Annotated in this window: 22 protein-coding genes and 1 pseudogene; 10 read left to right on the forward strand and 13 right to left on the reverse strand. The window is 72.2% G+C overall.

The window, feature by feature from the left end:
- Positions 1 to 131: 131 nt before the first annotated feature.
- From AMK22_RS28665 to AMK22_RS28680, 5 genes are all read left to right on the forward strand, one after another.
- The gene (locus tag AMK22_RS28665; RefSeq protein WP_073789753.1) at positions 132 to 1,772 is read left to right on the forward strand and encodes an FAD-dependent monooxygenase; all 1,641 of its coding nucleotides are present in this window, start codon (positions 132 to 134) and stop codon (positions 1,770 to 1,772) included.
- A gap of 47 nt (positions 1,773 to 1,819) precedes the next feature.
- A complete protein-coding gene (locus AMK22_RS42120) occupies positions 1,820 to 1,891 on the forward strand; it encodes a putative leader peptide (RefSeq protein ID WP_317852217.1) in 72 nt (23 codons plus the stop codon).
- Between the two features lie 230 nt (positions 1,892 to 2,121).
- A complete protein-coding gene (locus tag AMK22_RS28670; protein ID WP_073789802.1) occupies positions 2,122 to 2,595 on the forward strand; it encodes a cysteine dioxygenase in 474 nt (157 codons plus the stop codon).
- A gap of 56 nt (positions 2,596 to 2,651) precedes the next feature.
- Positions 2,652 to 3,080, forward strand: a complete 429-nt coding sequence (locus AMK22_RS28675; protein WP_073789804.1) for a rhodanese-like domain-containing protein — start codon at positions 2,652 to 2,654, stop codon at positions 3,078 to 3,080.
- A 254-nt stretch (positions 3,081 to 3,334) separates the two neighbouring features.
- On the forward strand, positions 3,335 to 3,994 hold the full coding sequence (locus AMK22_RS28680) for a DUF6197 family protein (protein ID WP_073789755.1): 660 nt from the start codon (positions 3,335 to 3,337) through the stop codon (positions 3,992 to 3,994).
- Between the two features lie 60 nt (positions 3,995 to 4,054).
- Here AMK22_RS28680 and AMK22_RS28685 read toward each other — a convergent pair whose 3' ends face one another.
- A complete protein-coding gene (locus tag AMK22_RS28685) occupies positions 4,055 to 4,786 on the reverse strand; it encodes a TetR/AcrR family transcriptional regulator (protein ID WP_199883339.1) in 732 nt (243 codons plus the stop codon).
- Between the two features lie 157 nt (positions 4,787 to 4,943).
- On the opposite strand from AMK22_RS28685, the gene AMK22_RS28690 reads away from it, so the two are divergent.
- Positions 4,944 to 6,443 (forward strand): MFS transporter, encoded by a 1,500-nt coding sequence (locus tag AMK22_RS28690; protein WP_079186446.1) that lies wholly within the window; start codon positions 4,944 to 4,946, stop codon positions 6,441 to 6,443.
- Positions 6,444 to 6,624: 181 nt separating this feature from the next.
- Here AMK22_RS28690 and recX read toward each other — a convergent pair whose 3' ends face one another.
- The 4 genes from recX to AMK22_RS28710 form a co-directional block, all read right to left on the reverse strand.
- Positions 6,625 to 7,392 (reverse strand): recombination regulator RecX, encoded by a 768-nt coding sequence (gene recX, locus AMK22_RS28695; RefSeq protein ID WP_073789757.1) that lies wholly within the window; start codon positions 7,390 to 7,392, stop codon positions 6,625 to 6,627.
- Positions 7,393 to 7,395: 3 nt separating this feature from the next.
- A complete protein-coding gene (gene recA / locus AMK22_RS28700) occupies positions 7,396 to 8,517 on the reverse strand; it encodes a recombinase RecA (protein ID WP_073789759.1) in 1,122 nt (373 codons plus the stop codon).
- 684 nt (positions 8,518 to 9,201) lie between these two features.
- The gene (locus AMK22_RS28705; protein WP_079186447.1) at positions 9,202 to 10,374 is read right to left on the reverse strand and encodes an AI-2E family transporter; all 1,173 of its coding nucleotides are present in this window, start codon (positions 10,372 to 10,374) and stop codon (positions 9,202 to 9,204) included.
- Between the two features lie 219 nt (positions 10,375 to 10,593).
- On the reverse strand, positions 10,594 to 10,788 hold the full coding sequence (locus AMK22_RS28710) for a DUF3046 domain-containing protein (protein ID WP_073789761.1): 195 nt from the start codon (positions 10,786 to 10,788) through the stop codon (positions 10,594 to 10,596).
- Between the two features lie 79 nt (positions 10,789 to 10,867).
- Between AMK22_RS28710 and AMK22_RS28715 the strand changes: the two genes are divergently transcribed.
- Positions 10,868 to 11,782 carry a hypothetical protein gene (locus AMK22_RS28715; RefSeq protein ID WP_073789763.1) on the forward strand — a complete coding sequence of 305 codons (915 nt, stop codon included), beginning with the start codon at positions 10,868 to 10,870 and terminating at the stop codon, positions 11,780 to 11,782.
- Between the two features lie 164 nt (positions 11,783 to 11,946).
- Here the strand turns inward: AMK22_RS28715 and AMK22_RS28720 are convergent, their stop codons facing one another.
- The 3 genes from AMK22_RS28720 to AMK22_RS28730 are packed head-to-tail and all read right to left on the reverse strand — an operon-like array spanning position 11,947 to position 14,046.
- On the reverse strand, positions 11,947 to 12,264 hold the full coding sequence (locus AMK22_RS28720; protein ID WP_073789765.1) for an AzlD domain-containing protein: 318 nt from the start codon (positions 12,262 to 12,264) through the stop codon (positions 11,947 to 11,949).
- On the reverse strand, positions 12,261 to 13,166 hold the full coding sequence (locus tag AMK22_RS28725; RefSeq protein ID WP_443333321.1) for an AzlC family ABC transporter permease: 906 nt from the start codon (positions 13,164 to 13,166) through the stop codon (positions 12,261 to 12,263). Before AMK22_RS28725 ends, AMK22_RS28720 begins: the two co-directional genes overlap by 4 nt.
- 10 nt (positions 13,167 to 13,176) lie before the next feature.
- The gene (locus AMK22_RS28730; RefSeq protein ID WP_073789808.1) at positions 13,177 to 14,046 is read right to left on the reverse strand and encodes an AraC family transcriptional regulator; all 870 of its coding nucleotides are present in this window, start codon (positions 14,044 to 14,046) and stop codon (positions 13,177 to 13,179) included.
- Positions 14,047 to 14,181: 135 nt separating this feature from the next.
- Between AMK22_RS28730 and AMK22_RS28735 the strand changes: the two genes are divergently transcribed.
- The 3 genes from AMK22_RS28735 to AMK22_RS28745 all read left to right on the forward strand — a co-directional run bounded on the left by AMK22_RS28735 (position 14,182) and on the right by AMK22_RS28745 (position 20,892).
- Positions 14,182 to 18,891 carry a DEAD/DEAH box helicase gene (locus AMK22_RS28735; protein WP_073789769.1) on the forward strand — a complete coding sequence of 1,570 codons (4,710 nt, stop codon included), beginning with the start codon at positions 14,182 to 14,184 and terminating at the stop codon, positions 18,889 to 18,891.
- A 180-nt stretch (positions 18,892 to 19,071) separates the two neighbouring features.
- Positions 19,072 to 19,917: a DNA-formamidopyrimidine glycosylase family protein gene (locus AMK22_RS28740; protein WP_073789771.1), complete on the forward strand. Its 846-nt coding sequence runs from the start codon at positions 19,072 to 19,074 to the stop codon at positions 19,915 to 19,917.
- 210 nt (positions 19,918 to 20,127) lie between these two features.
- Positions 20,128 to 20,892 (forward strand): SDR family NAD(P)-dependent oxidoreductase, encoded by a 765-nt coding sequence (locus AMK22_RS28745; RefSeq protein WP_073789773.1) that lies wholly within the window; start codon positions 20,128 to 20,130, stop codon positions 20,890 to 20,892.
- Between the two features lie 220 nt (positions 20,893 to 21,112).
- Here the strand turns inward: AMK22_RS28745 and AMK22_RS42425 are convergent.
- The 5 genes and pseudogenes from AMK22_RS42425 to rimO form a co-directional block, all read right to left on the reverse strand.
- Positions 21,113 to 21,370: pseudogene (locus tag AMK22_RS42425) on the reverse strand (hypothetical protein); the annotation flags it as partial.
- Positions 21,371 to 22,187: 817 nt separating this feature from the next.
- A complete protein-coding gene (locus AMK22_RS28755) occupies positions 22,188 to 22,571 on the reverse strand; it encodes a helix-turn-helix domain-containing protein (RefSeq protein ID WP_073789777.1) in 384 nt (127 codons plus the stop codon).
- A 109-nt stretch (positions 22,572 to 22,680) separates the two neighbouring features.
- A complete protein-coding gene (locus AMK22_RS28760) occupies positions 22,681 to 23,190 on the reverse strand; it encodes a CinA family protein (RefSeq protein ID WP_073789779.1) in 510 nt (169 codons plus the stop codon).
- Positions 23,187 to 23,921 carry a CDP-diacylglycerol--glycerol-3-phosphate 3-phosphatidyltransferase gene (gene pgsA, locus AMK22_RS28765; RefSeq protein WP_073789781.1) on the reverse strand — a complete coding sequence of 245 codons (735 nt, stop codon included), beginning with the start codon at positions 23,919 to 23,921 and terminating at the stop codon, positions 23,187 to 23,189. Before pgsA ends, AMK22_RS28760 begins: the two co-directional genes overlap by 4 nt.
- Complete coding sequence (gene rimO / locus AMK22_RS28770) at positions 23,918 to 25,387, reverse strand: 30S ribosomal protein S12 methylthiotransferase RimO (protein ID WP_073789783.1); 1,470 nt, start codon at positions 25,385 to 25,387, stop codon at positions 23,918 to 23,920. The genes pgsA and rimO overlap by 4 nt, the downstream gene beginning before the upstream one ends.
- Positions 25,388 to 25,507: the final 120 nt, after the last annotated feature.

Here is a 25,507-nt window from a genome sequence, read left to right on the forward strand (position 1 = left end):
TGCATACGTTCTGTGATCGCGCCCCCTGCACCCTTCGCCGCCACACCTCCTCCATGCCCTGTCACGGTGCCGGGCCGTGCCTTTCTGCCGCCCGTGTCCGCACCGAGCGCCCCGGTCCGAGGAGTTGCCCCGTGGACCCGGTGATCGTCGTCGGCGCGGGACCGGTCGGTCTGGCGCTGTCGCTCGCCCTCGCCGCCCAGGGTGTGCCCTCCGTTCTCCTCGACGAGGACCCGGGCCGGGACGAGACGCGCCCCGCTCGGACCGTGATCCTGCGCGAGGACACCGCTGACCTGGTCGAACGGCTGGGCTGCACGGCGCTTGGGCACGAGGGCGCGCGGTGGTCCGGGTGGCGGTCCATGCGGCGCAGGCAACTGGTGCGTGAACTGCCCCTGGGCACGGGCGAAGGCCGGGGCCGGGACGAGGACGTCGCCGACGACGATCCGCCGCCCCCCTCCCCCGTCCACCTGCCGCAGCACACCCTGACCCGCGGACTGCGGGACGCGGTCGCCACGCAGGAACTCGTACGGGTGGTGCCGTACAGCCGGGTCGACCGGCTCGAACAGGACGCCACCGGCGTCACGGTGCACACCAGGGAGCCGAACGCCACGTGGTGGCGCGGGAGTTACGTGGTGGGCTGCGACGGCGCCCGGTCCACCGTGCGCAAGCTCCTCGACATCCGCTTCCCGGGACGCACGGCGGTGGAGCGCCATGCCGTCGCCGCGCTGCGCACCGAACTCCCCTGGCCGGGGCAGGCCGTGCTGCACCGGCTGCCGCCGTGGCGCACCGGCGGCGCCGAGGTGACCGCGCGTCCGCTCCCGGACGGCGTCTGGCGGCTGGACTGGCTGCTGCCGCCGCGCGGCGAACTGGTCACCCCGGACGCCCTGATCACCCGCATCCGGGACACCCTGGCCGGCTGGTGCGGCGAGACGCCGCCGTACGAACTGCTGGACACCGGCGTGTACACGCTGCACCACCGGCTCGCCCTGCGCTGGCGGGCCGACCGGGCCTTCCTGGCCGGGGACGCCGCCCATCTGCTGGGCGCGCTGGGCACCCAGGGGCTCGACGAGGGGGTGCGGGACGCCGAGAACCTCGCCTGGAAACTGGCGCACGCCTGGCACCAGGGCGCCTCGGACGTGCTGCTCGACAGCTATCAGGCGGAACGGCGGGCCGCGGTGGCCGCGCGGCTGCGGGCCGCCGACCAGTCACTCCCGGTCCTGCGCGGCGGCGGGGGACTGCGGACCCTGGTCCCGGGGAGCGCACGGGGGCACGACTCCTTGCTCATGGACGGGCATCTGGGCCGGGGCCCCCTCGGCGCGCCCCCTTCGTACTCGCATTCGCCCCTTGCGCCCGCGCATGCCGAGGCGCACACCTCCGTGGGTACGCCCCCCGGTGCGCCGGTCATCGATGTGCGGGTGACGGCGCCCGACGGAACGACCGTACGGCTGCGCGAGCGGCTGGGGCTGGGGAACCTCCTGGTGCTCCTGGTGGCACCCGGCACCGGGGTGTGGGAACGGCGGCACTGGATGACCGCGGGGGTCATGCCCCGACTCGCCACGGCGGTCGACGCACTGCCGGTGCGGAGCGAACTTCTGGTGACGGAGAGCTATCCGGGGGCATCGGCGCACACCGTCCTGCTGATCAGGCCCGACGGTCATCTCGTGGCATCGTTCGGCGGAGTGCGGCCCCGGGAGCTCCACGCGGCGGCGGACGCGGTACGCGGCGGGGCGGTGCACACCACCGAGTGCTCCGACCGGACGGTGGACGTCAATTGACCGCTGCCGGTCCGCGTGGTGTACTCCGGAACGTGACCGACACCGATGTGCGCCTGTGGCGGAGGGTCCATATGGACCTCGTCCGCTATGCGGGCTGCATGTGTCGCCCGTCCTGCTGACTCGCCCCTCTCCTGCCGCGCCGTGCGCTCTTCCGTACGGCGTGCGCCCGCGCGAACCTTCAGGACGGCTCTCCTTGTCTGCTCCTTCCACACCCTCCGCACCCCTGCCCGCCTCCACCGGTACCGAGTCCGTTTCCGGCTCGTCGGCCCGCACGGGTTCCGTTACGACGGCCACCGGTCCGGGTGCCGTCTCCGGGCCGACGACCGGTTCCGGTCCGTCGTCCGCCGAACTGCTCGACTTCGTCCGCCGGGCGGCCGCCGACCCCCGCATCGTCGCCTCGCTCCCCCTCGACCCCGAAGGGCGCACCTGGCTCCCGCTCGACGGCCCCGGCGGCAGTGAGGCGTGGCTGATCGGCTGGCCACCGGGCAGCGGCACCGGCTGGCACGACCACGCCGACTCGATCGGCGCATTCACCACCGCGACCGGCACCCTCAAGGAGTACTCGCTCGCCGCCCGGCTGCCCACCGACGGCTGGAAGACCCTGGAGCTCACCGACGGCATCGACCGTTCCCGTGTGCTGACCGCCGGTCGGGGCAGGACCTTCGGCCGTCACCACGTCCACGAGGTGCTGAACGAGTCCGCCACGGAGCATGCCGTCTCCGTCCACGCGTACTTCCCACCGCTGCCCCGGATCCGGCGCTACAGCCGAAACGGTTCCGTGCTCCGCCTCGAACAGGTGGAACGGCCGGAGGACTGGCAGTGAGCCACAGGCGCGCGGCCGGATCCGAACCGGTCGGCCGCACGAGCGGGTCGGAACCGATTGGCCGCACGAGCGGGTCGGAACCGGTCGATCGCACGAGCGGGTCGGGACCCGTCGGCGTCGATGAACTGCTGGAACGTGTCCGGTCCGGGTTCGTCAGGGTGGGTCCGCGGGAGGCCGCCGCCGCGGCCGGGGACGGGGCACTGCTCGTCGACATCCGCTACGCACAACTGCGGGAGCGGGACGGGTTGATCCCCGGAGCACTGGTCGTCGAACGCAATGAACTGGAGTGGCGGCTGGACCCGTGGGGAAGCCACCGACTGCCGGAGGCGGTGGGCCACGACCTGCGGATCGTGGTGGTCTGCGACGAGGGCTACGCGTCGAGTCTCGCCGTCGCGTCCCTGCGGCAGCTCGGGCTGCACCGGGCGACGGACCTGATCGGCGGCTTCCAGGCCTGGCGCGCGGCGGGGCTTCCCGTGGATGTGTGACGGGCACGGGCGACGCGGACTGGCACACGGGGGCGGAATCACGATCACCACCGGCGCCGTGTACGTGCGCCGCGTGGGTCCGGAACCGTCCGAATCGTCCGGTCCCCCACGTCACGGGCGGCAGCTCCGTATCCCTCGTCCGTCCCTCGAATCCGTCGCGAAACACCCGAACGCCGCACCCCGGTGGAGCGATCTCCGCTCACGGCGGACATTCGGCTCAACGCCGAGAACGACGTGACGGAGGCACCGCGCCCATGCCGACCCCCTTCCCCACCGCCCCCGCTCCCGCCCCGACCCCCGATCTGCTCGATGCCCAGGTCGTTCGTCTGTACGACACCGAGGCATGGCGGCAGATCGTCTCCGGCTGGGACCTCACGGCTTCCGAGCCGGTGCCCCTGCCCTCCCCCGGGGCCGCGGAGCAGGCGCCGGGACCTGGACCGACGGACTGGCGCGCCCTGCTGTCCGTACCCGTCGACCGGCTCATCGCCGAATCCGTCCGGGCCCTGCCCGCCGCCGCACCGCGCGAGCGGCCCCTTCCCGGGCGGCTGGGCGCGATCCTCCCCGACCGGCTGCACTCCTGGCGCCGCATCGGACAGCCCGATGTGCGGCCCTCCACTCATCTCGCCCACGCGCGAAGGATCCTGACCGAGTGGGGCTGGCAGAACACGCCCTACAAACTCCGCAACGCCCGCGGGGCACGGTGCGTCTGCGGCGCCCTCCTCACCGCACACCGTCTGGGCTACGGCTCCCTGGACACCGTGGACCGGGCGGGCGCGTGGCTCGTCACCGAGCTCCGCTCCCGGGGCTGGACCGGTCTGATCGGTCCGTGGAACCGCCACCCCGGCCGTACCGCCGAGGAGGCACTCGCCCTGGTCGACGCCACCATCGCCCGCGCCGCCCGTGCCGGTCAGTGAAGGCGCCAGGTCCACGACGACGGCCGGGAAACGGAGCCGTGTCCCGGCACAGCCGCTGCGTCACGCCCCGGTGCCGCCCGGGGCGAGCAGGGCGTCGACCACATCGCGCAGCGGGTCTCCGAGGTCCTTCTCGGTGGCCGACGCGAGCGGCTCCAGGCCGCGGGAGGCACGCAGCACCGTGATGCCGAAGGCCACGGACAGCACCAGTTGCGCGCGCAGGAGCAGTTGGTCGCCGCCGGGGGCGTCGGGCCGCCATCCGGCCGCCGAGGCGAGCCGCTCGCTGAACGTTCGCAGCAGGCCGGTGCGCATCCGCTCGGTGCGCTCGTCACCGGAGGAACGCAGTAGCAGGAGGAGCGCGTCCCTGGGAGCGTCCGAGGCGAGCACACCCGCGGTGTGACCGCTGATGACCTCCGGGATCTGTCCCAGGTCGGCGACCGTGCCCGCCTCGCGGGAGAGTTCGCCGATGACCGCCTTCAGACAGGCTTCGAAGAGACCTTCCTTGGACCGGAAGTAGCGGTTGATGAGCGCGACGTTGACACCGGCGTCGTCGGCGATGTCGCGCACGGTGGTGGCCGCGTATCCGTCGTGCGCGAAGCGGCGACGGGCCGATTCGAGCAGGAGCGCACGGGTCCTGGCGCCGGTGCCCCGCCGGACTGTCTGCGGCGTACCGGCCGTCGCAGCCGGGGGCGTGGCGCCGGCGGACGACGCAGGACCGGTGGTCGCCGCGGACGGCGCGGGACCGGTCGTCGACGACTCGGGCGACGGGTCGTCCGGGGAACTGCTGGCTCTCATTGCTGTCCTCTCTCCACCCGAACGGTACGTCCACCGCCATGTAAACAAATGTTGACCACACGCCCGGGCCTGCTCTAGCGTCTATGTAAGCAGATGTTTACTTATGGCCCCGGCGAGCGGATCGAGCCCGGCGGCCCCTCACTTCCTGGAGTCCCGAATGGACGCCCCCCAGCCCACGGCCCGCACCGGTGGTGTGGTCGCCACGCTGGCCCTCGCCGGCATCACCGCCGCGATCATGCAGACCCTGGTCACACCGCTCATCGCGGAGCTGCCCGAGATCCTGCACACCACGTCGTCGAACGCGGCATGGGTGATCACCGTCACCCTGCTGGCGGGAGCGATCTGCGTACCGATCTCCGGACGGCTCGGCGATCTGATCGGCAAGCGCCGCATGCTCCTCGCGTGCTCCGTACCGCTGGCGGCCGGCTCACTGGTGTGCGCCCTCGCCACCTCCGTCGTACCGATGATCATCGGACGCGGGCTGCAGGGGATGGGCATGGGCATGGTGCCGCTCGGCATCGCCCTGCTGCGCGACGTGGTCCCCGCGGAGAAGCTCAGCTCCTCCATCGCGCTGGTGAGCGCCTCCATGGGGATCGGCGGCGGGCTCGGTCTGCCGATCGCGGCGGCGGTGGCCCAGTACGCCGACTGGCGGGTGCTGTTCTGGGGCTCCACCCTCCTGGCCGTACTGATCGGCGCGGCGATCTGGTTCCTCATCCCCGAGGTCCCCGCAGGGGCCAGGGGTCAGCGCTTCGACGTCCCCGGGGCGGTCGGGCTCGCCGCCGGACTGGTCTGCCTGCTGCTCGCCGTGTCGAAGGGCGCCGACTGGGGCTGGACCTCCGCGACCACCCTCGGACTGTTCGCCGCGGCGGTCGTGATCCTGCCCGCCTGGGGCGCCTGGGAGCTGCGCACCAGGGATCCGTTGGTCGACCTGCGCACCACGGCCCGCCCGCGTGTGCTGCTCACCAACGTCGCCTCCGTCTTCGTCGGCTTCGGCATGTACGCGAGCATGCTGGTCGTGCCGCAGTTGCTCCAGTTCCCGGAGGCCACCGGCTACGGACTGGGCCAGTCGATGCTCGCCGCCGGCCTGTGGATGGCACCCGGAGGCATCATGATGATGATCGTCTCGCCGTTCGGCGGGAAGCTCACCGACGCCCGTGGCCCGAAGTTCACCCTGATCTGCGGCGTTCTGGTACTGGCCGTCGGGTATGGCCTGTCGCTCGTGCTCATGGGCTCCGCATGGGGCCTCATGCTCGCCCTCGTGGTCATCAACAGCGGCGTGGGGCTCGCGTACGGCTCGATGCCCGCGCTGATCATGAGCTCGGTCCCGCTCGCCGAGACCGCCGCCGCCAACGGCTTCAACGCCCTCATGCGTTCACTGGGCACCTCGGTCGGGGCCGCCGTGATGGGCGTGGTCCTCTCGCAGATGACCGTCACCATGGGCGGCCACACCTTCACCTCCGAGAGCGGCTTCCGCTCCGGCCTGGTCATCGGCTGCGGCATCGCGCTCGTCGCCGCGCTCATCGCCGGTGTCATCCCGGCCGCCCGTGCCGTCCCCCGCACCGGAGGCGAAGCCACCCCCGGGCACGCCACAGCCACACGGACCGCACAGCTCCCCCAGGACGCGCAGAGCGCCCAGGTCACGCGGGCCGAGGTCTGACGGGACGACCTCCGCCCGTTCGGCAACCGCCGCGCCGTGGTGCCGACACACCGGAGCGCCGCAGTGGCCACACGCCTCTTCCGGTGCCCCGCTGTCGGCACCCTGCGCGCCTCAACCGCCGGCCGCCGTCACATGCGAACCTCTCGGAACCGCCACATCACCCACCACCGTCCGGCGTCGATCAGAACGGCTCGTCCAGCCCCTCCGTGTCCTCCCCCTCCTCCTCCAGCGCCTGACGCACCACGCGCAGCGCCATACCTTCCCCGTACCCCTTGCGAGCGAGCATGCCCGCGAGGCGACGCAGCCGTCTGTCACGGTCCAGCCCGCGAGTGGAACGCAGTTTGCGCGCCACCAGTTCACGGGCCGTCGCCTCCTCCTGCTCCGCGTCGAGCTGCCCGACCGCCTCGTCGATCACGGCCGAATCCACCCCCTTGGTGCGCAGCTCACGGACGAGCGCCCGGCGGGCGAGCCCCCGACCGTGGTGCCGGGACTCCACCCAGGCATCCGCGAAGGCGGCGTCGTCGATCAGCCCCACGTCCTCGAAGCGGGACAGCACCTGCTCGGCCGCCTCGTCCGGGATCTCCCGCTTGCGCAGGGCATCCGCGAGCTGCTTCCGGGTGCGCGGGGTCCCGGTGAGCAACCGCAGGCATATGTTGCGGGCCTGCTCGACCGGATCTCGCGGTTCCCCCTTCTCGGCCCTCGACGAGGAGGGGGAACCGCTGCTTCTGGAACGGGAGCGGGCACGACGCCCCGCCCCCTCGCCGGAACCCGAGGCCGAACCGGGACCCGGGCCCGGACCATGGCCGTCCCCGGCCTCCGGCCCGTACGCGCTTTCGTACCCGTGCTCGTCCTCGCACCCGGACTCGGCGAGATGCCCGGCGGCGAACCCGGAACATGGGCCGGCGCCCGGGTCCGTGGCACCGACCGGCCACTCCGTACGACGCGTCATGGGTCAGCTCTTGGCTGCAGCGGCCTTGGCAGGCTTGGTCTTGCCGGCCGGAGCGGGCACCGACTTCGCGCTCTCCGCCGGAGCCGCGGCGCCGCCTCCCGCGCCGGTCTCGGCGGCGTTGTCCTCCGCCCTGACGCCGACACCCAGCTTCTCGAGGATCTTCTTCTCGATCTCATTGGCGAGGTCGGGGTTGTCCTTGAGGAAGTTACGGGCGTTCTCCTTGCCCTGGCCGAGCTGGTCGCCCTCGTAGGTGTACCAGGCACCGGCCTTGCGGACGAAGCCGTGCTCCACACCCATGTCGATCAGACCACCCTCGCGGCTGATGCCCTGCCCGTAGAGGATGTCGAACTCGGCCTGCTTGAAGGGCGGCGAGACCTTGTTCTTCACGACCTTGACGCGGGTGCGGTTGCCGACGGCCTCGGTGCCGTCCTTCAGCGTCTCGATCCTGCGGATGTCGAGGCGCACCGAGGCGTAGAACTTCAGCGCCCGGCCACCGGTCGTGGTCTCGGGAGAGCCGAACATCACGCCGATCTTCTCGCGCAGCTGGTTGATGAAGATCGCCGTGGTCTTGGACTGATTGAGCGCGCTGGTGATCTTGCGGAGCGCCTGGCTCATCAGACGGGCCTGGAGACCCACGTGCGAGTCGCCCATCTCGCCCTCGATCTCGGCGCGCGGCACGAGCGCGGCGACGGAGTCGATGACGATCAGGTCGAGGGCGCCGGAGCGGACCAGCATGTCCACGATCTCGAGCGCCTGCTCACCGTTGTCCGGCTGGGACAGGATGAGGTTGTCGATGTCGACGCCGAGCTTCTTCGCGTACTCGGGGTCGAGGGCGTGCTCCGCGTCGATGAAGGCCACCGAGCCGCCCTGCTTCTGCGCGTTCGCCACGGCGTGCAGGGTCAGCGTCGTCTTGCCGGAGGACTCCGGCCCGTACACCTCCACCACACGGCCGCGCGGCAGACCACCGACGCCAAGGGCCACGTCGAGAGCGGTGGACCCGGTGGGGATCACCTCGACGGGCTCGTTCGGCCGCTCGCCGAGGCGCATGACCGCGCCCTTGCCGAATTGCCGTTCAATCTGTGCGAGCGCGGCGTCCAGCGCCTTCTCGCGGTCGGTTCCTGCCATGGGTTCCACCCGATTTGCTTGTGTCGATCGCTTCACGTCAAAGACGCTAACCCCTGCCACTGACAATGGGCCTCGACGTCCTCCCGGCCTGTGGATAACTCCACGGTCGGGCCCGGGAAAACCCGGCCGGAATCCCATGAGAATGGATGTTCGATTTCAGTGTCAAGCGCACCGCGCCGGACCAGGCCACCTCCTGTGACCGCCCTTCGTCATCGTGCCCCGCCCCTGCCGTCGAGGGCCGGTCGGCGCGGAACTTCCGCGGTCGGGTCGCGGACCACCGGGCACCCCTGCGGCCCGGGCAGGCTGGGCAGGCGATCCACTGACGGTGCTGCCGGTGCCGTTCCCCCAGTGCTGCGACCGGAAAGGTTCACCGGCTCGCGACGCCCGGCACGGCACCTCGCCACGTTGTCGCATCACCCGAGTACGTCCCGTACGAGGGCGATCCTCCGCCTTGCGATCGCACGCACCGGACGCCGCTCCTTCCGGGCAAACCTTGCCGGCCACGGCACTAGCTGTCCGGGCACAGCTCCGCATACGTTCGGCGCATGGCTGACGAGTGCTTCGGGCTTCCGCGGCTCGCCGCGATCCAGGGGAGGTGCCCGGCCGGGACCGCCGGGCGCCCGCGGGGCCGCACCGTCACGCATCCCGGGGGCACCCCCGGACCTTCCGGCCCCCCTTCCCCGGTCAGGCGCTCTCCGGACTCTCCGCCTCCCCAGCACCGGCCCGGCCGTCGCGGCCCGCGTCGTTCCCGTCCGTCCGCCAGAAGCGGCGCAGCCGGGTGAGCGGCGCCTCACCGCGTCGCCGGCGGGAGCCGTGCACCCGGGGGTCGTCCGTCACGTCGTACCGCTTCACATAGGCGCCGAGGAATGCCTGGAGGGTGGCCACGGCCGGAATCGCGATCAACGCGCCCACCGCGCCCATCAGCGCCGTACCCGCGATGACCGATCCGAACGCGACGGCCGGATGGATGTCGACGGTCTTGGAGGTGAGCTTGGGCTGCAGGCCGTAGTTCTCGAACTGCTGGTAGACCACGACGAAGCCGAGCACCCACACCGCGTACCAGGGGTCCACGGTGAACGCGATCAGCATCGGCAGGGCTCCCGCCAGATACGTGCCGATCGTGGGTATGAACTGGGAGACCAGGCCGACCCAGATGGCGAGCGCCGACGCGTAGGGAACGCCGAGGATCACCAGCACGATGTAGTGCGCGATCCCGGAGACGAGTGCCATCAGGCCGCGCGAGTAGAGGTAGCCGCCCGTCTTGTCGACCGCGATCTCCCAGGCCCGCAGGACCTCCGCCTGTCTGGCGGGCGGCAGGACCGAGCACAGGGCGCGCCGCAGCCTGGGGCCGTCGGCGGCGAAGTAGAACGAGAACAGGAAGACCGTCAGGAGACGGAAGAGCCCGCCGAGCACGGTGGTGGAGACGTCGAGCACTCCGCTCGCGCTGTTCTGGACGTACTTCTGCAACCAGTCGGAGTGCAGCAGGCTGTCCTGGACCTCGACCCGGGACAGCTCGGTGTGGAAGTTCTGGTTGACCCAGTTGATCACCGAGTCCAGGTACTTCGGGAACTCCTCGACCATGTCGACGATCTGGCCGGCGAGCATCGAGCCGAGCAGCACGACGAAGCCGGTGGAGGCTATCAACACGGCGAGGAAGACCAGGAAGGTGGCGACGCCACGGCGCATTCCACGAGCGGACATGCGGCTCACCGCGGGCTCGATGGCGAGCGCCAGGAAGAACGCGATCAGTACATTGATCAGCAACCCGACGAGTTGGTCGAAGGCCCAGCTGCCGAGCCGGAAGCAGGCGTAGAGCGCCAGGGCGAGCACCATGGCGCGCGGCAGCCACACAGGCATACGGGTCGTCGACCGGTGGCCGGCCGTCGCCACCGACGGGTCCGACGGAGCGGTCCCGGTGTGAGGCGCCTGGGGCTGAGCCGTCGGGGCCGTGGCGACTGTCTGGGTTGTCTGGGCTGTCTCGTCTGCAGATGGCACCGCTCCAGTCTCACCCACCACGGTGACAAACGGCGGTCCGCCCCGCGCAACGGCACAGGTCCAGCGCCTGACGAGGAGGGATCAGCGCTTGTCGGCGGGGATGCCGACCGCCGCGCAGACCCCTCGCCAGACGTCCTTCGTCTCCCAGCCGGCAGCCAGCGCCTGGTGCACCGTCTGCCCGTCGAGTTCGGCCATCACGTGATCGCGTGCGAAGGAGTCGGCGTACCCCGCGCCGAAGTGGTCCGCCATCCGTTCCCAGAAAATCGTCAACCGCATGACCTCAGTATCCCGCTCCTGAGGGTGCAGCCCGCCCGCTACGGCTTGCCGAGAGCGCTTACCACCCTACGGTCGGTCCATGGCTGGAACCGGAACAAGTCCCCTCAACCGTGCCGAGCAGTTCATCTGGCTCACGGCCCGTGTCCTGGAACAGCGGCGGTTCGCCCATCACTTCCTGGGAGGAAGCGCGGACGCCGTGGAGACCGCGCTCACCGCCTACCTGAACGAGGACGGCGGATACGGGCACGCGCTCGAACCGGATCTGCGCGGACCCGTCAGTCAGCCGCTGCACACCGCGCACGCCCTCAACGTCCTCGACTCGATCGGCCGCTGCGGCGGGCCACGGGTGGAACGGATCTGCCGTTTCCTGACCGATGTGTCGACCAAGGAGGGGGCGCTGCCCGCCCTGCTGCCGGCACAGCGCGGCTACCCGGCCGCGCCGTTCATCCCGATCGTCGACGATCCGCCCGCGGAGCTGCTGGCCACCGGCCCCGTGGTCGGGCTCCTGCACCGCAACGCGGTGTGGCACGCCTGGCTGTTCCGGGCCACGGATTTCTGCTGGTCGGCGGTCGAGGCCCTGGACCGGTCGCATCCGTACGAGATCGAGGCGGCGCTCGCCTTCCTGGACGGCGCCCCGGACCGGGCCCGTGCCGAGGCGGCGGCCGACCGGCTGGGGCGGCTGGTGCGGGAACAACGACTCGTCGTGCTGAACCCGGAGCGGTGTGCGGAGTACCCGGTGGCGGCCGGGTACGCGCCGGGCGAGCAGCACTTCCCGTACGACTACGCCCGGACGCCCGATTCGCTGGCGCGGGCCTGGTTCACCGACGAGGAGCTGGAACGCTCGCTCGACCATCTCGCAGCCGAGCAGCAGGCGGACGGCGGCTGGCCGGTGAACTGGCGCCGGTGGGCCCCGGGGACGGCCCTGGAGGGGCGGCCCCTCGTGACCCTCAAGGCACTCCTGACCCTGCGGGCCCACGGACGCGACATCGGCTGAGAACGCCCAGGTGTCGCCGCGGTACACCCCACGCGGGACGCCACGCGGCCCGGCACACCCCGACCGTCGCGCATGTCCCACCCGTCGCGCATGGCCCGACCGTCGCTCCGGCTCGTCCGTCGCTCACGAGTGCCCCGTCGGTCGGGTCGTCGCTCGCGCGGCTGTCACCAGAGTGCCGGGGCGAGGGCGCGTACCAGCGCCGTGACGACCACGGCGGTGCCCACCACCACGAGAAAGGGAGCGCGCAGCGCCAGGGCGAGCGCCGCTGCCGCGAGCCCCGCGCCCCTGGCGTCCAGGGTCAGGCCCCGGCCGTCGCCGAACGTCTGCTGTGCGGTGAGGGCGGCCAGGAGCGCCACGGGCAGGAGTGCGGCGAGCCGCCGGGTGAGCGGGCGCTCCAGCACCCCTGCGGGCACCAGCAGGCCGAGCAGTTTGGCCAGGTAGCAGCCGACGGCGGTCAGCGCGATGGCGATCCAGACGTTCATCGGCCCGCCTCCGTCATGGCCGTACCCCGGGTCGTGCCCTTGCCGCGTCCCCGGGAGGGCCCTCCGTTCCCACGTCCGCGCAGGAAGAGGACCACGGGCGCGGCGAGCGCGGACAGCAGGACGGGGACGCCCGCGGGCAGTACGGGCAGCAGCCCGAGCGCGAGCAGGACCGCGAGCGCGGCGGTGACGCGCTCCGTCGTGCTCTTCAGCATCGGTGCGAGAAGGGCGAGGAAGACCGCCGGTGATGCCGCGTCCAGTCCCCAGGCATCGGTGTCTCCCAGTGCCTCGGCGCCGAGGGCGCCCAGCAGTGTCGTCAGGTTCCACAGCACATAGAGGCTGAGCCCGGTGACGGCGAAGCCGATCCTCGCGGCCCGCCGGGTGGGCTGCGACAGGGTCACGGCGGTCGTCTCGTCGATGACCCACTGGGCGGCGAAGGGCCGCAGCGCGCGCGGGAGCGCGAGGAGCTGCGACAGCCGCAGGCCGTAGAACGAGTTGCGGACGCCTAGGAAGAAGGCTCCGGCGGCCGCGGTGTACGGATTGCCTCCCGCCGCGAGGGCCCCCACGAGGGCGAACTGCGAGGCGCCGGTGAAGACGGCGAGACTGAGCGCGCAGGTCTGCAGCAGGCTCAGCCCGGAACCGGCCGCGGTCACGCCGAAGGCGAACCCGGAGAGCCCGACCGCCGTCCCGACACCGAGCGCGTCACGTACGACGGCCGCGTCCGGCTTCGGCCCGGTCACGTCCGCCGTCGAACCGGCCGCATCCGACCTCGAACCGGTCACATCCGCCCTCATGCCAACGGCATCCGGCTCCGGCCCGGTCGTGCGCGCCCTCGGATCGGACGCATGGGTGCTCGTCCCGGCCGCTTCACCGTGGCCTTCTGGGAGTGCTATCTGTTCTGCCACGTCCGGAACGCTACGTGCCCGGATCGGGACCGGTCTTGTACGTTCCTGCACGTTCGCGCTGATACGCGCCCGGGGGCACTCCCACGATCCGGGTGAAATGACGGTTGAGGTGCGGCTGATCGGTGAAGCCCACCTCGGCGGCCACCTCCGCGGGCGGTCTCCCCGCGTCCAGCAACCGGCGCGCGGCCCGCACCCGGGCATCGGTGAGCCAGGCGTGGGGCGGCATCCCGTACTGCTTCTTGAAGGCCCTCAGCAGCGCGAACGGACCGGTGCCGAGTTCCGCGGCCAGTGCGTCCAGAGTGGGCGGGCGGGTCATCCGGTCCTCCAGCACGGCCCGGGCACGCGTCGCGTGAAGCGCACCGGCCGAGCGGGGCGCGCGCGTGGGCAGCACGCCGCCGTGCCGGCCGAGCAGCCGCGCGACCATGACGCGCAGCACGGTGTCCGCGGCGAGCGCGTTGCCCTCCTCGGCCGCGCGGTGCACCTCGCCGATCAGCCGGGCCGCGTACGGGTCCACGACGCCTGTCTCGGTGAAGCCGACGGTGCCGCGCAGGCTCGTCGTCTCGGCCGCGATGTCGTTGATCACCTGCGCGGACGGGTACAGCGTGGCGTACACCCAGCCCTCCGGGACACCCGCCCGGGCGGTGTGCGGCACCTCCGGGTTGATCATGACGACGACGCCGGGACCCGCGTGGACGGTGCCGCCCGGCAGCCCCACGTCCTCCACTCCGTGGGTGATGGTGCCGAAGACGTAGCCCTCGTGGCTGTGGCGCGGAAAGGCATGGCGCACGTACCGGGCGCGCAGCAGATCGAGGTCGGGCAGCTCCGCGTACTGCCAGTGCCTCGCCCACTCCCCCGCTCCCGGCTCCGGTATCACGCCCATGGACGAATTCTCGCAGGTGGCGGGGCGGTCGTCGGCGGTCGACCGTCCGATGCCCGGAACGCTCGCGGGCTGCCGGGCACGGTCGGCCACGGCCGTCACGGCCCGTTGTCAGTGGTGGGGTGCACGATGGGGGACATGGCCGGTTCCGTGCTCGACTCGTTCTCCCCCGCGACCCGCGGCTGGTTCACGGGAGCCTTCAGCGCGCCCACGGCCGCGCAGGAAGGTGCCTGGCGCGCGATCGCCGAGGGGTCGGACGTGCTGGTCGTCGCACCGACCGGTTCCGGCAAGACCCTGGCGGCGTTCCTCGCCGCGCTGGACGGGCTGGCGTCCGTGCCGCCCCCGGCCGACGCGAAGAAGCGCTGCCGCGTGCTCTACGTGTCCCCCCTGAAGGCCCTCGCGGTCGACGTCGAGCGCAATCTGCGCTCACCGCTGACCGGCATCCGCCAGGAGTCGGTGCGGCTCGGGCAGCCCGAGCCCGCCGTCCGGGTGGGCATCCGCTCGGGCGACACCCCGCCCGCCGAGCGCCGCTCCATGGCGACCCGCCCGCCGGACATCCTGATCACCACGCCGGAATCGCTGTTCCTGATGCTGACGTCGTCGGCCCGCGAGGCGCTCTCCGGTGTCGAGACGGTCATCCTCGACGAGGTGCACGCCGTGGCGGGCACGAAGCGGGGCGCCCATCTCGCCCTCTCCCTGGAGCGGCTCGACGAACTGCTGCCCGCACCCGCGCGTCGCATCGGCCTGTCGGCCACGGTCCGGCCGGTCGACGAGGTGGCGCGTTTCCTCTCACCCCGGCGGAGGGTCGAGATCGTCCAGCCGCCCTCCACCAAGCGGTTCGATCTGTCGGTGGTCGTTCCCGTCGAGGACCTGGGCGAGCTCGGCGGCTCCCCCGTGTCCGACGCGGACGGGGCGGGCCGGGCGGACAAGCCGTCGATCTGGCCCCATGTAGAGGAACGCATCGTCGATCTCGTCCAGGAACATCGGTCCACGATCGTCTTCGCCAACTCCCGCCGTCTGGCGGAACGCCTGTGCAACCGTCTCAACGAGATCGCGTACGAGCGGGCCACCGGCACCGTCCTCGGGGCCACCGGCGCCCCGCCCGGGGAGGGCGGTTCCGTGCGGCGGCTGCCGGAGGCGCACTCCCCCGCCGAGATCATGGCCCAGTCCGGCGCGGCGAAGGGTGCTCCCGCGTTGCTGGCCCGCGCCCACCACGGTTCGGTCTCCAAGGAACAGCGAGCCCAGGTCGAGGAAGACCTCAAGGCGGGCCGGCTGCCGGCCGTGGTGGCCACCTCCAGTCTGGAGCTGGGCATCGACATGGGGGCGGTCGACCTCGTGATCCAGGTGGAGTCGCCTCCGTCGGTCGCCTCCGGGCTGCAGCGCGTCGGCCGGGCCGGACATCAGGTCGGCGCAATCTCCACCGGGGTGGTCTTCCCCAAGTACCGGGGCGATCTGGTGCAGGCGGCCGTGGTCACCGAGCGGATGCGCGAGAGCTCCATCGAGGCGCTGCGGATCCCGTCCAACCCCCTGGACGTGCTGGCCCAGCAGCTCGTCGCGATGGTCTCCCTGGACAGCTGGCAGGTGGACGACCTGCTGGCCGTGATCCGCCGTGCCGCGCCCTTCGCCTCGCTGCCGGAGTCGGCGTTCACGGCAGTGCTGGACATGCTCGCCGGCCGCTATCCGTCCGACGCCTTCGCCGAGCTGCGTCCCCGTGTGGTCTGGGACCGGATCGCCGGTACGGTCACGGGCCGCCCGGGTGCCCAGCGGCTGGCCGTGACCTCCGGGGGGACCATTCCCGACCGCGGGCTGTTCGGGGTCTTCCTCGCGGGGGCCGACCCCAAGAAGGGCGGTGGCCGGGTCGGTGAGCTGGACGAGGAGATGGTGTACGAGTCCCGGGTCGGCGACGTCTTCACGCTGGGCACCACCTCCTGGCGGATCGAGGACATCACCCGCGACCGGGTCCTCGTGTCGCCCGCCCCCGGGGTTCCCGGCAGGCTGCCGTTCTGGAAGGGCGACCAGCTGGGCCGCCCGCTGGAGCTGGGACGGGCGCTGGGCGCGTTCCTCCGGGAGATCGGCGGGATGCCGCCGGAGGACGCCCGGCTGCGCCTGCTCGCTGCCGGGCTCGACGCCTGGGCCGCGGACAACACCCTGTCGTACATCGAGGAGCAGCGTCGCGCCTGTGGTCACGTCCCCGACGACCGGACCATCCTCGTCGAGCGGTTCCGCGACGAACTGGGCGACTGGCGGGTCGTCGTCCACTCCCCGTTCGGCGCGCAGGTGCATGCGCCGTGGGCACTGGCGCTGGGCGCCCGCCTGGCCGAGCGGTACGGCATGGACGCCCAGGTGATGCATGCCGACGACGGCATCGTGCTGCGGCTGCCCGACGCCGATCTGATGGGTCTGGACCTCCTCGACCTCGACCTCGACACCGCCCAGGACCCGTCCGGCTCCCCGTCCCCGTTGCCGGGCCTGTTGCACGACAGCGAGCAACCACCCGTCGGTGCTGCGGACGTGACGTTCGATCAGGGTGAGATCGGCCAGATCGTCACGGACCAGGTCGGCGGTTCGGCGCTCTTCGCATCGCGGTTCCGCGAGTGCGCGGCCCGTGCCCTGCTGCTGCCTCGCCGCAGCCCCGGCAAGCGCACCCCGCTCTGGCAACAGCGCCAGCGTGCCGCGCAACTGCTCCAGGTCGCCTCGGAGTTCGGCTCGTTCCCGATCGTCCTGGAAGCGGTCCGCGAATGCCTCCAGGACGTCTTCGACGTTCCGGGGCTGACGGAACTGATGGGCGACCTCGAAGCACGCCGGGTCCGGCTGGTCGAGGTGACCACTCCGGAGCCCTCTCCGTTCGCCCGCTCGCTTCTTTTCGGTTACGTCGCCCAGTTCCTGTACGAGGGCGACTCGCCGCTCGCCGAACGGCGGGCCGCGGCCCTCTCCCTCGACTCCCATCTGCTGGCGGAGCTCCTCGGCCAGGCGGAGCTGCGCGAGTTGCTCGACGCGGACGTCCTGACCGAGCTGGAGCGGGAGCTCCAGTGGCTGACCGACGACCGTCGGGTCAAGGATGTCGAAGGGCTCGCCGACGCCCTCCGCGTCCTCGGGCCGCTCACCGACGCCGAGTTGACCGAGCGGGGTGCCGGGCCGGGGTGGGCCACGGAGCTGTCGACCGCGCGCCGCGCCATCCGGGTCAGGATCGGCGGAGCGGACCACTGGGCGGCGATCGAGGATGCCGGACGCCTGCGCGACGCCCTGGGCACCGCCCTCCCGGTCGGCGTCCCGGAGGCGTTCACCGAGCCGGTCAAGGATCCCCTCGGCGACCTCCTCGCCCGATTCGCCCGTACGCACGGCCCGTTCACCTCCGCCGGGGCCGCCGCCCGCTTCGGTCTCGGCGCCGCCGTCACGGACGGCGCCCTCCAGCGGCTGGCCGCCACCGGCCGGATCGTCCAGGGCGAGTTCCACCCCGCCGGAATCGGCCAGGAGTGGTGCGATGCCACCGTTCTGCGCCGGCTGCGCCGACGCTCGCTCGCCGCGCTCCGCCACGAACTGGAACCCGTCCCGCCCGCCGCGCTCGCCGGTTTCCTTCCGCAATGGCAGCATCTGGGCCACAACAGCCTGCACGGGATCGACGGACTGGCCCGCGCCGTCGAGCAGTTGCAGGGTGCGCCCGTTCCGGCGTCGGCCCTGGAGAAGCTGATCCTCCCGAGCCGGGTGAGCGGCTACACCCCGGCCCTGCTGGACGAGCTGACGACCACCGGCGAGGTCGTCTGGGCCGGCGCGGGGGCGCTGCCCGGCAAGGACGGCTGGCTGTCGCTCTACCTCGCCGACAGCGCACCCCTGCTCCTCCCGCCGCCGCACCCCCTCGAACTCACCGCGCTGCACGAATCGGTTCTGACGGCGCTGAGCGGCGGGTACGGCCTGTTCTTCCGACAGATCGCCGACCAGGTCCGCGCCACCACCCATCCGGACTGCACCGATCCGCAACTTGCCGACGCCGTCTGGGACCTGGCCTGGTCCGGTCGACTCACCAACGACACGCTCGCCCCGCTGCGCTCACTCCTCGGCTCCGGCCGCACGGCGGGGTCGACCGCCCACCGTGCGAGACGGAGCGTCCCGCGCGGGCGTTACGGCTCGCTCACGGCCGCCGCCCGCCCGGTTTCCCGCACCGGACCACCCACGGTCTCGGGCCGCTGGTCTCTGCTGCCCGCCGCCGAGCCCGACCCCACCCACCGCGCTCACGCCCTGGCCCGCACGCTCCTCGACCGCCACGGCGTGGTGACCCGCGGGGCGGTGCAGGCCGAGGGGGTCGAGGGCGGGTTCTCCGCCGCGTACCGCGTGCTCTCCGCGTTCGAGGACAACGGGCAGGCCCGGCGCGGCTATGTGGTCGAAGGCCTGGGGGCGGCCCAGTTCGCGATGGACGGCGCGGTCGACCGGCTGCGCACGGTGTCCACCGCGCGCGACCGGGCCGAGCCGGGCGTCGCACCCCACGCCGTGGTGCTCGCCGCGGCGGACCCGGCCAACGCGTACGGCGCTGCGCTGCCGTGGCCGGAGCCGCCGGACGGGGCCGGCCACAAGCCGGGCCGCAAGGCGGGTGCCCTGGTGGTGCTGGTCGACGGCGAACTGGCGATGTACATGGAGCGTGGCGGCAAGTCGCTACTGGCCTGGCCCACCGATCCGAAGGATCCGGCACTCGTCGCGGCAGCGGGGGCGCTGGCCGCAGCCGCCCGCGCGGGGGCGCTCGGCACGGTCACGGTGGAGCGCGCCAACGGCGCCTCGTCGCTGACGTCCCCGCTTGGCCGCGTCCTGGAGGCGGCCGGATTCCTGGCCACCCCCAGAGGGCTCCGCCTCCGCGCCTGACGTCCCTCCCATGCCCTCACGGCGCCTGTCCCCCGCACCCCAGCCCGCGCGCCGTACACCGTGCCGCCCCTCGCACTCCGTACGCCCCACCAGGCCGTCGCGGCCCGTGCACCGCCCGGAACTCCCGTCCGGCGCGGTCCGGGCCGGACCGGACGCGCCCGCGGGCGGCATCATGGAGACATGCCCGAAGGAGACACCGTCCTGCAGACCGCACGGCGTCTGCACGCCGCCCTCGCCGACCGGGTCCTCACCCGCTCCGACCTGTGCGTCCCCCGGTTCGCCACCGCCGACCTCACCGGCCGTACGGTGCTGGACGTCATCTCGCGCGGCAAGCACCTCCTCACCCGCATCGAGGGCGGCCTCACCCTCCACAGTCATCTGCGGATGGACGGTTCCTGGCAGGTCTACGCACCGGGCGAGCGCTGGCGCGGCGGGCCCGCCCACCAGATCCGTGTGGTGCTCGCCAACGCGGACCACACGGCCGTCGGCTATCGGCTGCCGGTCCTGGAGCTCCTCCGCACCGGGGAGGAGGAGCGAGCGGTCGGCCACCTCGGCCCTGACCTCCTGGGCCCCGACTGGAATCCCGACACCGCCCTGCGCAATCTGCTGGCCGACTCGTCCCGCCCCCTCGGCGAGGCCCTGCTGGACCAGCGCAACCTGGCGGGAATCGGCAACGTCTACAAGGCCGAACTCTGCTTCCTCGCCCGCGCCACCCCGTGGCTGCCCATCGGCGAACTGCCCACCGCCACCGCCTCGCGCCTCGTCACCACGGCCAAGCAACTCCTCGAAGCCAACCGCGACCGCCGCGTACGCACGACGACCACGACAACCATGACGACCACGAGCACGGCGGCGAACAAGCGCACAGGAGTCGTGGCCCGCCCCCACGGCTCGAAGGAACGGCTCTGGGTCTACGGCAGGACCAACCGCCCCTGTCTGCGCTGCGGCACACCGATCCGCATGGCCGAGCAGGACGCCCGCCCCACCTACTGGTGCCCGCGCTGCCAGACGGGCCCCACGGCCTGACTCCCCATATGCCCAGCCTCCCTCCCACACCGCAGCCGCTCCTCCCCACGCGCCCGGACACGGCACCACCCGTCCGGACACCACGCCGCCATCCCGCTCGCACGCGCACCGAACAGCACCCCTTCCGGAGGACATTTCCATCCCTCTCGCAATCCGCATACCACACAAGAGAGTTGACGATCCGTCAGTTCCAGTCGTAACGTCCGCTGCATGGGCTTCGCCGGGTACGACCTCACGGGCCGCTCCGCGTTCGTCACCGGAGCGGCGAGCGGCATCGGCAGGGCGAGTGCCGTCCTGCTCGCTTCGGCGGGCGCCACCGTGCACTGCGCGGACCGTGACGAGAACGGACTGTCGAAGACGCGGAACCTGGTCACCGAAGCGGGCGGGTCCTGCCATGTCCACCCGCTCGATGTCACCGATCGCGACGCGGTCAGGGCTGCGGTGACCGCCGCCGGCGGCCTCGACATCCTGGCCGCAGTAGCCGGGATCATGCACACCAGCAGCGTCCTGGAGACCTCGGACGACGATCTCGACCGCGTCCTCGCGGTCAACTTCAAGGGCGTCCTCTACGCCTGCCAGGAAGTGGCCCGGGGCATGATCGCGCGCGGCGCCCCCGGCTCGCTGATCACGATGGCGTCGGGAGCGGTCGACGCCGCGAGCCCCGGACTACTGTGCTACAGCGTGGCCAAAGCGGCGGTCGTCCAGCTGACGAGGACCCTCGCGACCGAGCTGGGACCCCACTCCATCCGCGTCAACGCCGTCGCCCCGGGCTGGATCCGTACCCCCATGACCGCCCGCCACGACGCGGAACGGCAGCACCGGGCCGAGACCACAATGGCGAGGATGTCACCGCTGGGCCGCGTCGGGGAGCCCGAGGACGTCGCCCACACCGTGCTCCATCTCGCATCCGACGCGTCGTCCTTCATGACCGGCCAGATCCTTCGCCCGAACGGCGGCGCGACCATGCCCTGGTGATCCGCCGGACCCGGACCAGGCGGCGCAGACCGGCATCCGACCAGCGCCCGACTCGACGCGCCCCGGCACACGACCACCGCCTCGCACACCGCGCCGCGACGGCCCGCCACCGGACCACGCACAGCCGCCCGGTCCCGGACCACCAGCTCACCCAGCGCGCCCGGACACGGCACCACCCGTCCGGACACCGCGCCGCCATCCCGCTCGCTCCGCCCACGCACCACGCCCGGATCCGGGACGACCAAGTCGTGCCCACGCTCCCATCGGCGGCGTCCGCGCTCGTACACCCTTCCGGCGTACTCGCCGCCCCTCGCCCCGCCGTCGCGGCCGCGTGCACGGGCAACAGACTCAGTCCCCATCCGCCCGCCGCCACCGCACCCTCGACGAGCCCCGCATGAGCCGGTTCCAGCGCGAGCCGCAGCACGGCCCACCACCACACCCCGCCGAGAACGAGCGCCGGCACCCATCGCCGCACCATGGCTGCCTCCTCCGGCCGAACCTAGTTCGGCGCGCTCGCCCGGCGCGAGGGCGCACCGATGCGCCACCGGCGCGCGGTCTGCGGGCCGAAGCGCGTTGTGCGCTCTCGCCTGGAGTTCCCCGAGCGTGCTGTGCGGATTCGTGTCCGTGGGCCGCCCGGTCGGAAGCCCCTCCGGTACCGGTCCCGGCCGCACCGACCATGCTCCTGTCCGGCAGGGCGCGGCTGGCGTGCGACGCGACGGGCCGGACACGGTCCGGGGGCGCCCTCACCGCCCGACGCCCTCTCCTCGAAGTCTGGCGCGCCGACGCCCCGACCGCATCCAGAGCGACGGCAGGCCCCACCCGAAGCGCGCCCGCCCGAAGCGGTGGCGCCCGGGGCGGCCTCCGAATGACTCCGGGAGCGGTGTTTCCGCCGGCCCCGAGCGGCGTCCCGGCCGTTCCATACGCCCCAGCCGTTTCACACGCCCGTGGCGGCACCTGGACACAGCAGAGCCCCCACCGTCCCGGACAGGGCTCGGCGGGGGCTCGGAGGCGGCTCGGCAGGCATGGTCGGGCCCGGCACGCAGGTTCCGCCGCAGAGGACGGATGCGACGCCTTCGCCTCGAAGGGGCCGGCCGTCCGCGTCGGTCATCCACGTCAGCCATCCACGTCAGTCGATCGCCTCACGCACGCGCACGGAACTCCTCGCATCGCACATCCACACTGCAACAGGCACGCCATGGACGACACGGACAGACACGCGGAAGCCGCAGGCAGACGCACAGAAGCCCCGGCCCCCATGAGGGACCAGGGCTTCCCCTGTACACCGGACCGCGCGGTCAGGCGGCGACGACATCCACCGCTTTCGTGGGCGCCTTGATCGTCACCCGCCCCGTCGGCACACCCGCCACCGACGTCACGGAGACGGAGTTGAGCACCGGACGCACCGGCACGGGCACCGGATCGCTGGCTGCTGCCGACTCGGCCAGTTCGGCCAGCGACAGCTCATCGCTCACTTCACGCATGAGCTCGGACATCCGTACGTCAAGCGCGTCGCAAATGGCGGAGAGCAGTTCGGAGGACGCCTCCTTCTGCCCCCGCTCCACCTCGGAGAGATAGCCGAGCGAGACTCGGGCGGACGAGGAGACTTCGCGCAGAGTACGGCCTTGGCGCTGGCGCTGCCGACGCAGCACGTCACCAAGCAGGCGACGGAGCAGAATCATCGGTGGCTCCCTCCTCGGACCGCGTAGCCGCATCCTTCACGCCCCACCGTACCGCCTTGCGCCGCGGCCGTGCGGGGAGCGATGTCGTGTTCACTCAGGGCTGCAAACATCAATTCCCCCCGTTCTGTTCCGTATCCTGTGCGCCTGCATTCTTGCCGAGTTTGTCGGAAAGCAGTGTGAGAACGTTTCGTACGCTCTCCTTACGGATGTCCGCACGGCTGCCGTTCAACCGCAGCGCGGCCACATTCTCCGCACCGTCCGGCCCGGACACCGCGACGAAGACCGTGCCGACGGGCTTTCCGTCCTGCGGGTCGGGGCCCGCGACGCCGGTGGTCGCCACTCCCCAGTCTGCACCGAGAACGCGCCGCACACCTGTCGCCATCTGCCGCGCCACGTCCGCGTCGACCGCGCCGCGCTCCGCCAGGAGGGCACCGTCCACACCGAGCAGTTCCCGCTTCAGGGGCGTCGCGTAGGCCGTCACGGACCCCCGGAAGGAACGCGAGGCGCCCGGTACGGACGTCAGCTCCGCCGCGACCAGGCCACCGGTCAGGGACTCGGCGACGGCGAGCGTCTCGCCGCGCTCCGCGAGCAGTTCCAGGGCCCGGGCCGCGGCCGTCACCGCTCCGCCCCCGCGGAACCGCGGTCGCCCGACTCCCCCGGAGTCCCGGACGCCCCGGCCGTAGGGCTCGAAGCCGCGACAGCGGCCCGTTCGGACGCGAGCCCCCTGCGCCGCAGTACGACGGCCTGACGTACGTAGTCGAGCCCGGTGGCGACCGTCAGCGCAACGGCGAGCGCCATCACCCAGAAGCGCAGGGTGGCGAGCGGGCCCGTCAGCGCCAGCACGTACATGCCGACCGCCACACCCTGGGCCAGCGTCTTCATCTTCCCGCCGCGGCTGGCCGGAATCACCCCGTGCCGGATCACCCAGAACCGCAGCAGCGTGATGCCTATCTCGCGGAAGAGGATCACGCCCGTGACCCACCAGGGAAGGTCGCCCAGATACGACAGGCAGATCAGTGCCGAGCCCATGATCGCCTTGTCCGCGATCGGGTCGGCGATCTTCCCGAAATCGGTGACCAGGTTGTACGTGCGTGCGAGATGGCCGTCGAACAGGTCGGTGATCATGGCAATGGCGAACGCCGCCCAGGCGAACGACCGCCAGGCCGGGTCGTAGCCGCCGTTGTGCAGCAGCAACAGCACGAAGCCGGGCACCAGCACCAGCCGGAGCATGGTGAGCAGATTCGCGATGTTCCACAGGCTGGCCTGGTTGACGGCCGCGGAACCCAGCTTGCCGCCGCGGACCGGCTTCGCGCCGGAGCCGCCTGCCGCGGATGCCGGGACTCCCGTCATCTGGCCGCCTCCACGAGCTCGGAACACTCGGCCACCAGGTCCACTCCTTCGGTACCGACGACCTTTGCCTCGACCATACGGCCGGGCACGAGGCCCTCGCGTGTCGTGAGGAGCACCTGGCCGTCCGTCTCGGGCGCCTGGTGCGCCGCGCGCCCCACCGCGCCGTCCTCGTCGTCCACGGACTCGACGAGCACCTGGAGGGTCTCGCCGAGGCGCTCCTCGGCCCGCTGCGAGGTCAGTTCCTCGGCCAGCCGGGAGATGTGCGCGAGCCGTTCCGCGACGACGTCGGCGTCCAGCTTGTTCTCGTAACCGGCCGCCTCGGTGCCCTCCTCGTCGGAGTAGCCGAAGACGCCGATGGCGTCGAGCCGGGCACCGGTGAGGAAGCGTTCCAGCTCCGCCAGGTCGGCCTCGGTCTCGCCGGGGAAGCCGACGATGAAGTTGGAGCGGGCACCTGCCTGCGGGGCCTTGCCGCGGATGGTGTCCAGGAGTTCCAGGAAGCGGTCGGTGTCGCCGAAGCGGCGCATCGCCCGCAGCACGCCGGGGGCCGAGTGCTGGAAGGACAGGTCGAAGTACGGGGCGACCTTCGGGGTCGAGGTCAGCACGTCGATGAGGCCCGGCCGCATCTCCGCGGGCTGCAGATAGCTGACCCGGATCCGCTCGATCCCGTCCACCTCGGCGAGCTCCGGCAGGAGCGTCTCCAGCAGCCGGATGTCGCCGAGGTCCTTGCCGTACGAGGTGTTGTTCTCGGAGACCAGCATGACCTCCTTCACACCCTGCTCGGCCAGCCAGCGGGTCTCCCCCAGGACGTCCGACGGGCGCCGCGAGATGAAGGAACCGCGGAAGGACGGGATGGCGCAGAAGGAGCAGCGGCGGTCGCAGCCGGAGGCGAGTTTCACCGAGGCGACGGGGCTGGTGCCCAGCCTCCGGCGCAGTGGTGCTCGCGGGCCGGAGACGGGTGCGACGCCCTCGGGCAGGTCCGCCGGCGCGGGCACGGCCGGCTGCGCGTGGCCGGGCAGGGCCACGGCGGCGTCCTGCCGCTCGGCCGGGCTGATCGGCAGGAGCTTGCGGCGGTCACGCGGGGCGTGCGAGGCGTGGATGCCGCCGCTCAGAATGGTCTGGAGGCGGTCGGAGATGTCGGCGTAGTCGTCGAATCCGAGGACGCCGTCCGCCTCGGGCAGGGCCTCGGCGAGGTCCTTTCCGTAGCGCTCGGCCATGCAGCCGACGGCGACCACGGCCTGGGTCCTGCCGTGGTCCTTCAGGTCATTGGCTTCGAGCAGGGCGTCGACGGAGTCCTTCTTGGCGGCCTCGACGAATCCGCAGGTGTTGACGACGGCGACGTCCGCGTCGGAGGCGTCCTCGACGAGCTCCCAGCCGTCCGCTGCCAAGCGGCCTGCGAGCTCCTCCGAGTCCACCTCGTTACGGGCGCAGCCGAGAGTGACAAGGGCGACGGTACGGCGTTCGGGCATGGGCTCAAGACTACTTTGTCCCGGCACACGCCCTGCCCTGCAGGGTTCCCTCGTCGTTCCCTCGTCGTTTCCCCGTCACGTCCGGTGACGAAAGCGGCGGGTGCCCGGCACGGTCGCCGG

Source organism: Streptomyces sp. CB01580, assembly GCF_001905795.1.
GTDB lineage: Bacteria > Actinomycetota > Actinomycetes > Streptomycetales > Streptomycetaceae > Streptomyces.

What these genes read in the sequence shown, in the direction of transcription:
- rimO (WP_073789783.1), bottom strand. Translation starts at nt 25,387, where the DNA reads ATGCCCGAACGCCGTACCGTCGCCCTTGTCACTCTCGGCTGCGCCCGT.
- AMK22_RS28730 (WP_073789808.1), bottom strand. Translation starts at nt 14,046, where the DNA reads ATGGGCGTGATACCGGAGCCGGGAGCGGGGGAGTGGGCGAGGCACTGG.
- AMK22_RS28685 (WP_199883339.1), bottom strand. Translation starts at nt 4,786, where the DNA reads ATGAGAGCCAGCAGTTCCCCGGACGACCCGTCGCCCGAGTCGTCGACG.
- AMK22_RS28720 (WP_073789765.1), bottom strand. Translation starts at nt 12,264, where the DNA reads ATGAACGTCTGGATCGCCATCGCGCTGACCGCCGTCGGCTGCTACCTG.
- AMK22_RS28710 (WP_073789761.1), bottom strand. Translation starts at nt 10,788, where the DNA reads ATGCGGTTGACGATTTTCTGGGAACGGATGGCGGACCACTTCGGCGCG.
- AMK22_RS28680 (WP_073789755.1), top strand. Translation starts at nt 3,335, where the DNA reads ATGCCGACCCCCTTCCCCACCGCCCCCGCTCCCGCCCCGACCCCCGAT.
- AMK22_RS28690 (WP_079186446.1), top strand. Translation starts at nt 4,944, where the DNA reads ATGGACGCCCCCCAGCCCACGGCCCGCACCGGTGGTGTGGTCGCCACG.
- AMK22_RS28740 (WP_073789771.1), top strand. Translation starts at nt 19,072, where the DNA reads ATGCCCGAAGGAGACACCGTCCTGCAGACCGCACGGCGTCTGCACGCC.
- AMK22_RS28745 (WP_073789773.1), top strand. Translation starts at nt 20,128, where the DNA reads ATGGGCTTCGCCGGGTACGACCTCACGGGCCGCTCCGCGTTCGTCACC.
- AMK22_RS28735 (WP_073789769.1), top strand. Translation starts at nt 14,182, where the DNA reads ATGGCCGGTTCCGTGCTCGACTCGTTCTCCCCCGCGACCCGCGGCTGG.
- recX (WP_073789757.1), bottom strand. Translation starts at nt 7,392, where the DNA reads ATGACGCGTCGTACGGAGTGGCCGGTCGGTGCCACGGACCCGGGCGCC.
- AMK22_RS28715 (WP_073789763.1), top strand. Translation starts at nt 10,868, where the DNA reads ATGGCTGGAACCGGAACAAGTCCCCTCAACCGTGCCGAGCAGTTCATC.
- AMK22_RS28755 (WP_073789777.1), bottom strand. Translation starts at nt 22,571, where the DNA reads ATGATTCTGCTCCGTCGCCTGCTTGGTGACGTGCTGCGTCGGCAGCGC.
- AMK22_RS28705 (WP_079186447.1), bottom strand. Translation starts at nt 10,374, where the DNA reads ATGCCTGTGTGGCTGCCGCGCGCCATGGTGCTCGCCCTGGCGCTCTAC.
- pgsA (WP_073789781.1), bottom strand. Translation starts at nt 23,921, where the DNA reads ATGACGGGAGTCCCGGCATCCGCGGCAGGCGGCTCCGGCGCGAAGCCG.
- recA (WP_073789759.1), bottom strand. Translation starts at nt 8,517, where the DNA reads ATGGCAGGAACCGACCGCGAGAAGGCGCTGGACGCCGCGCTCGCACAG.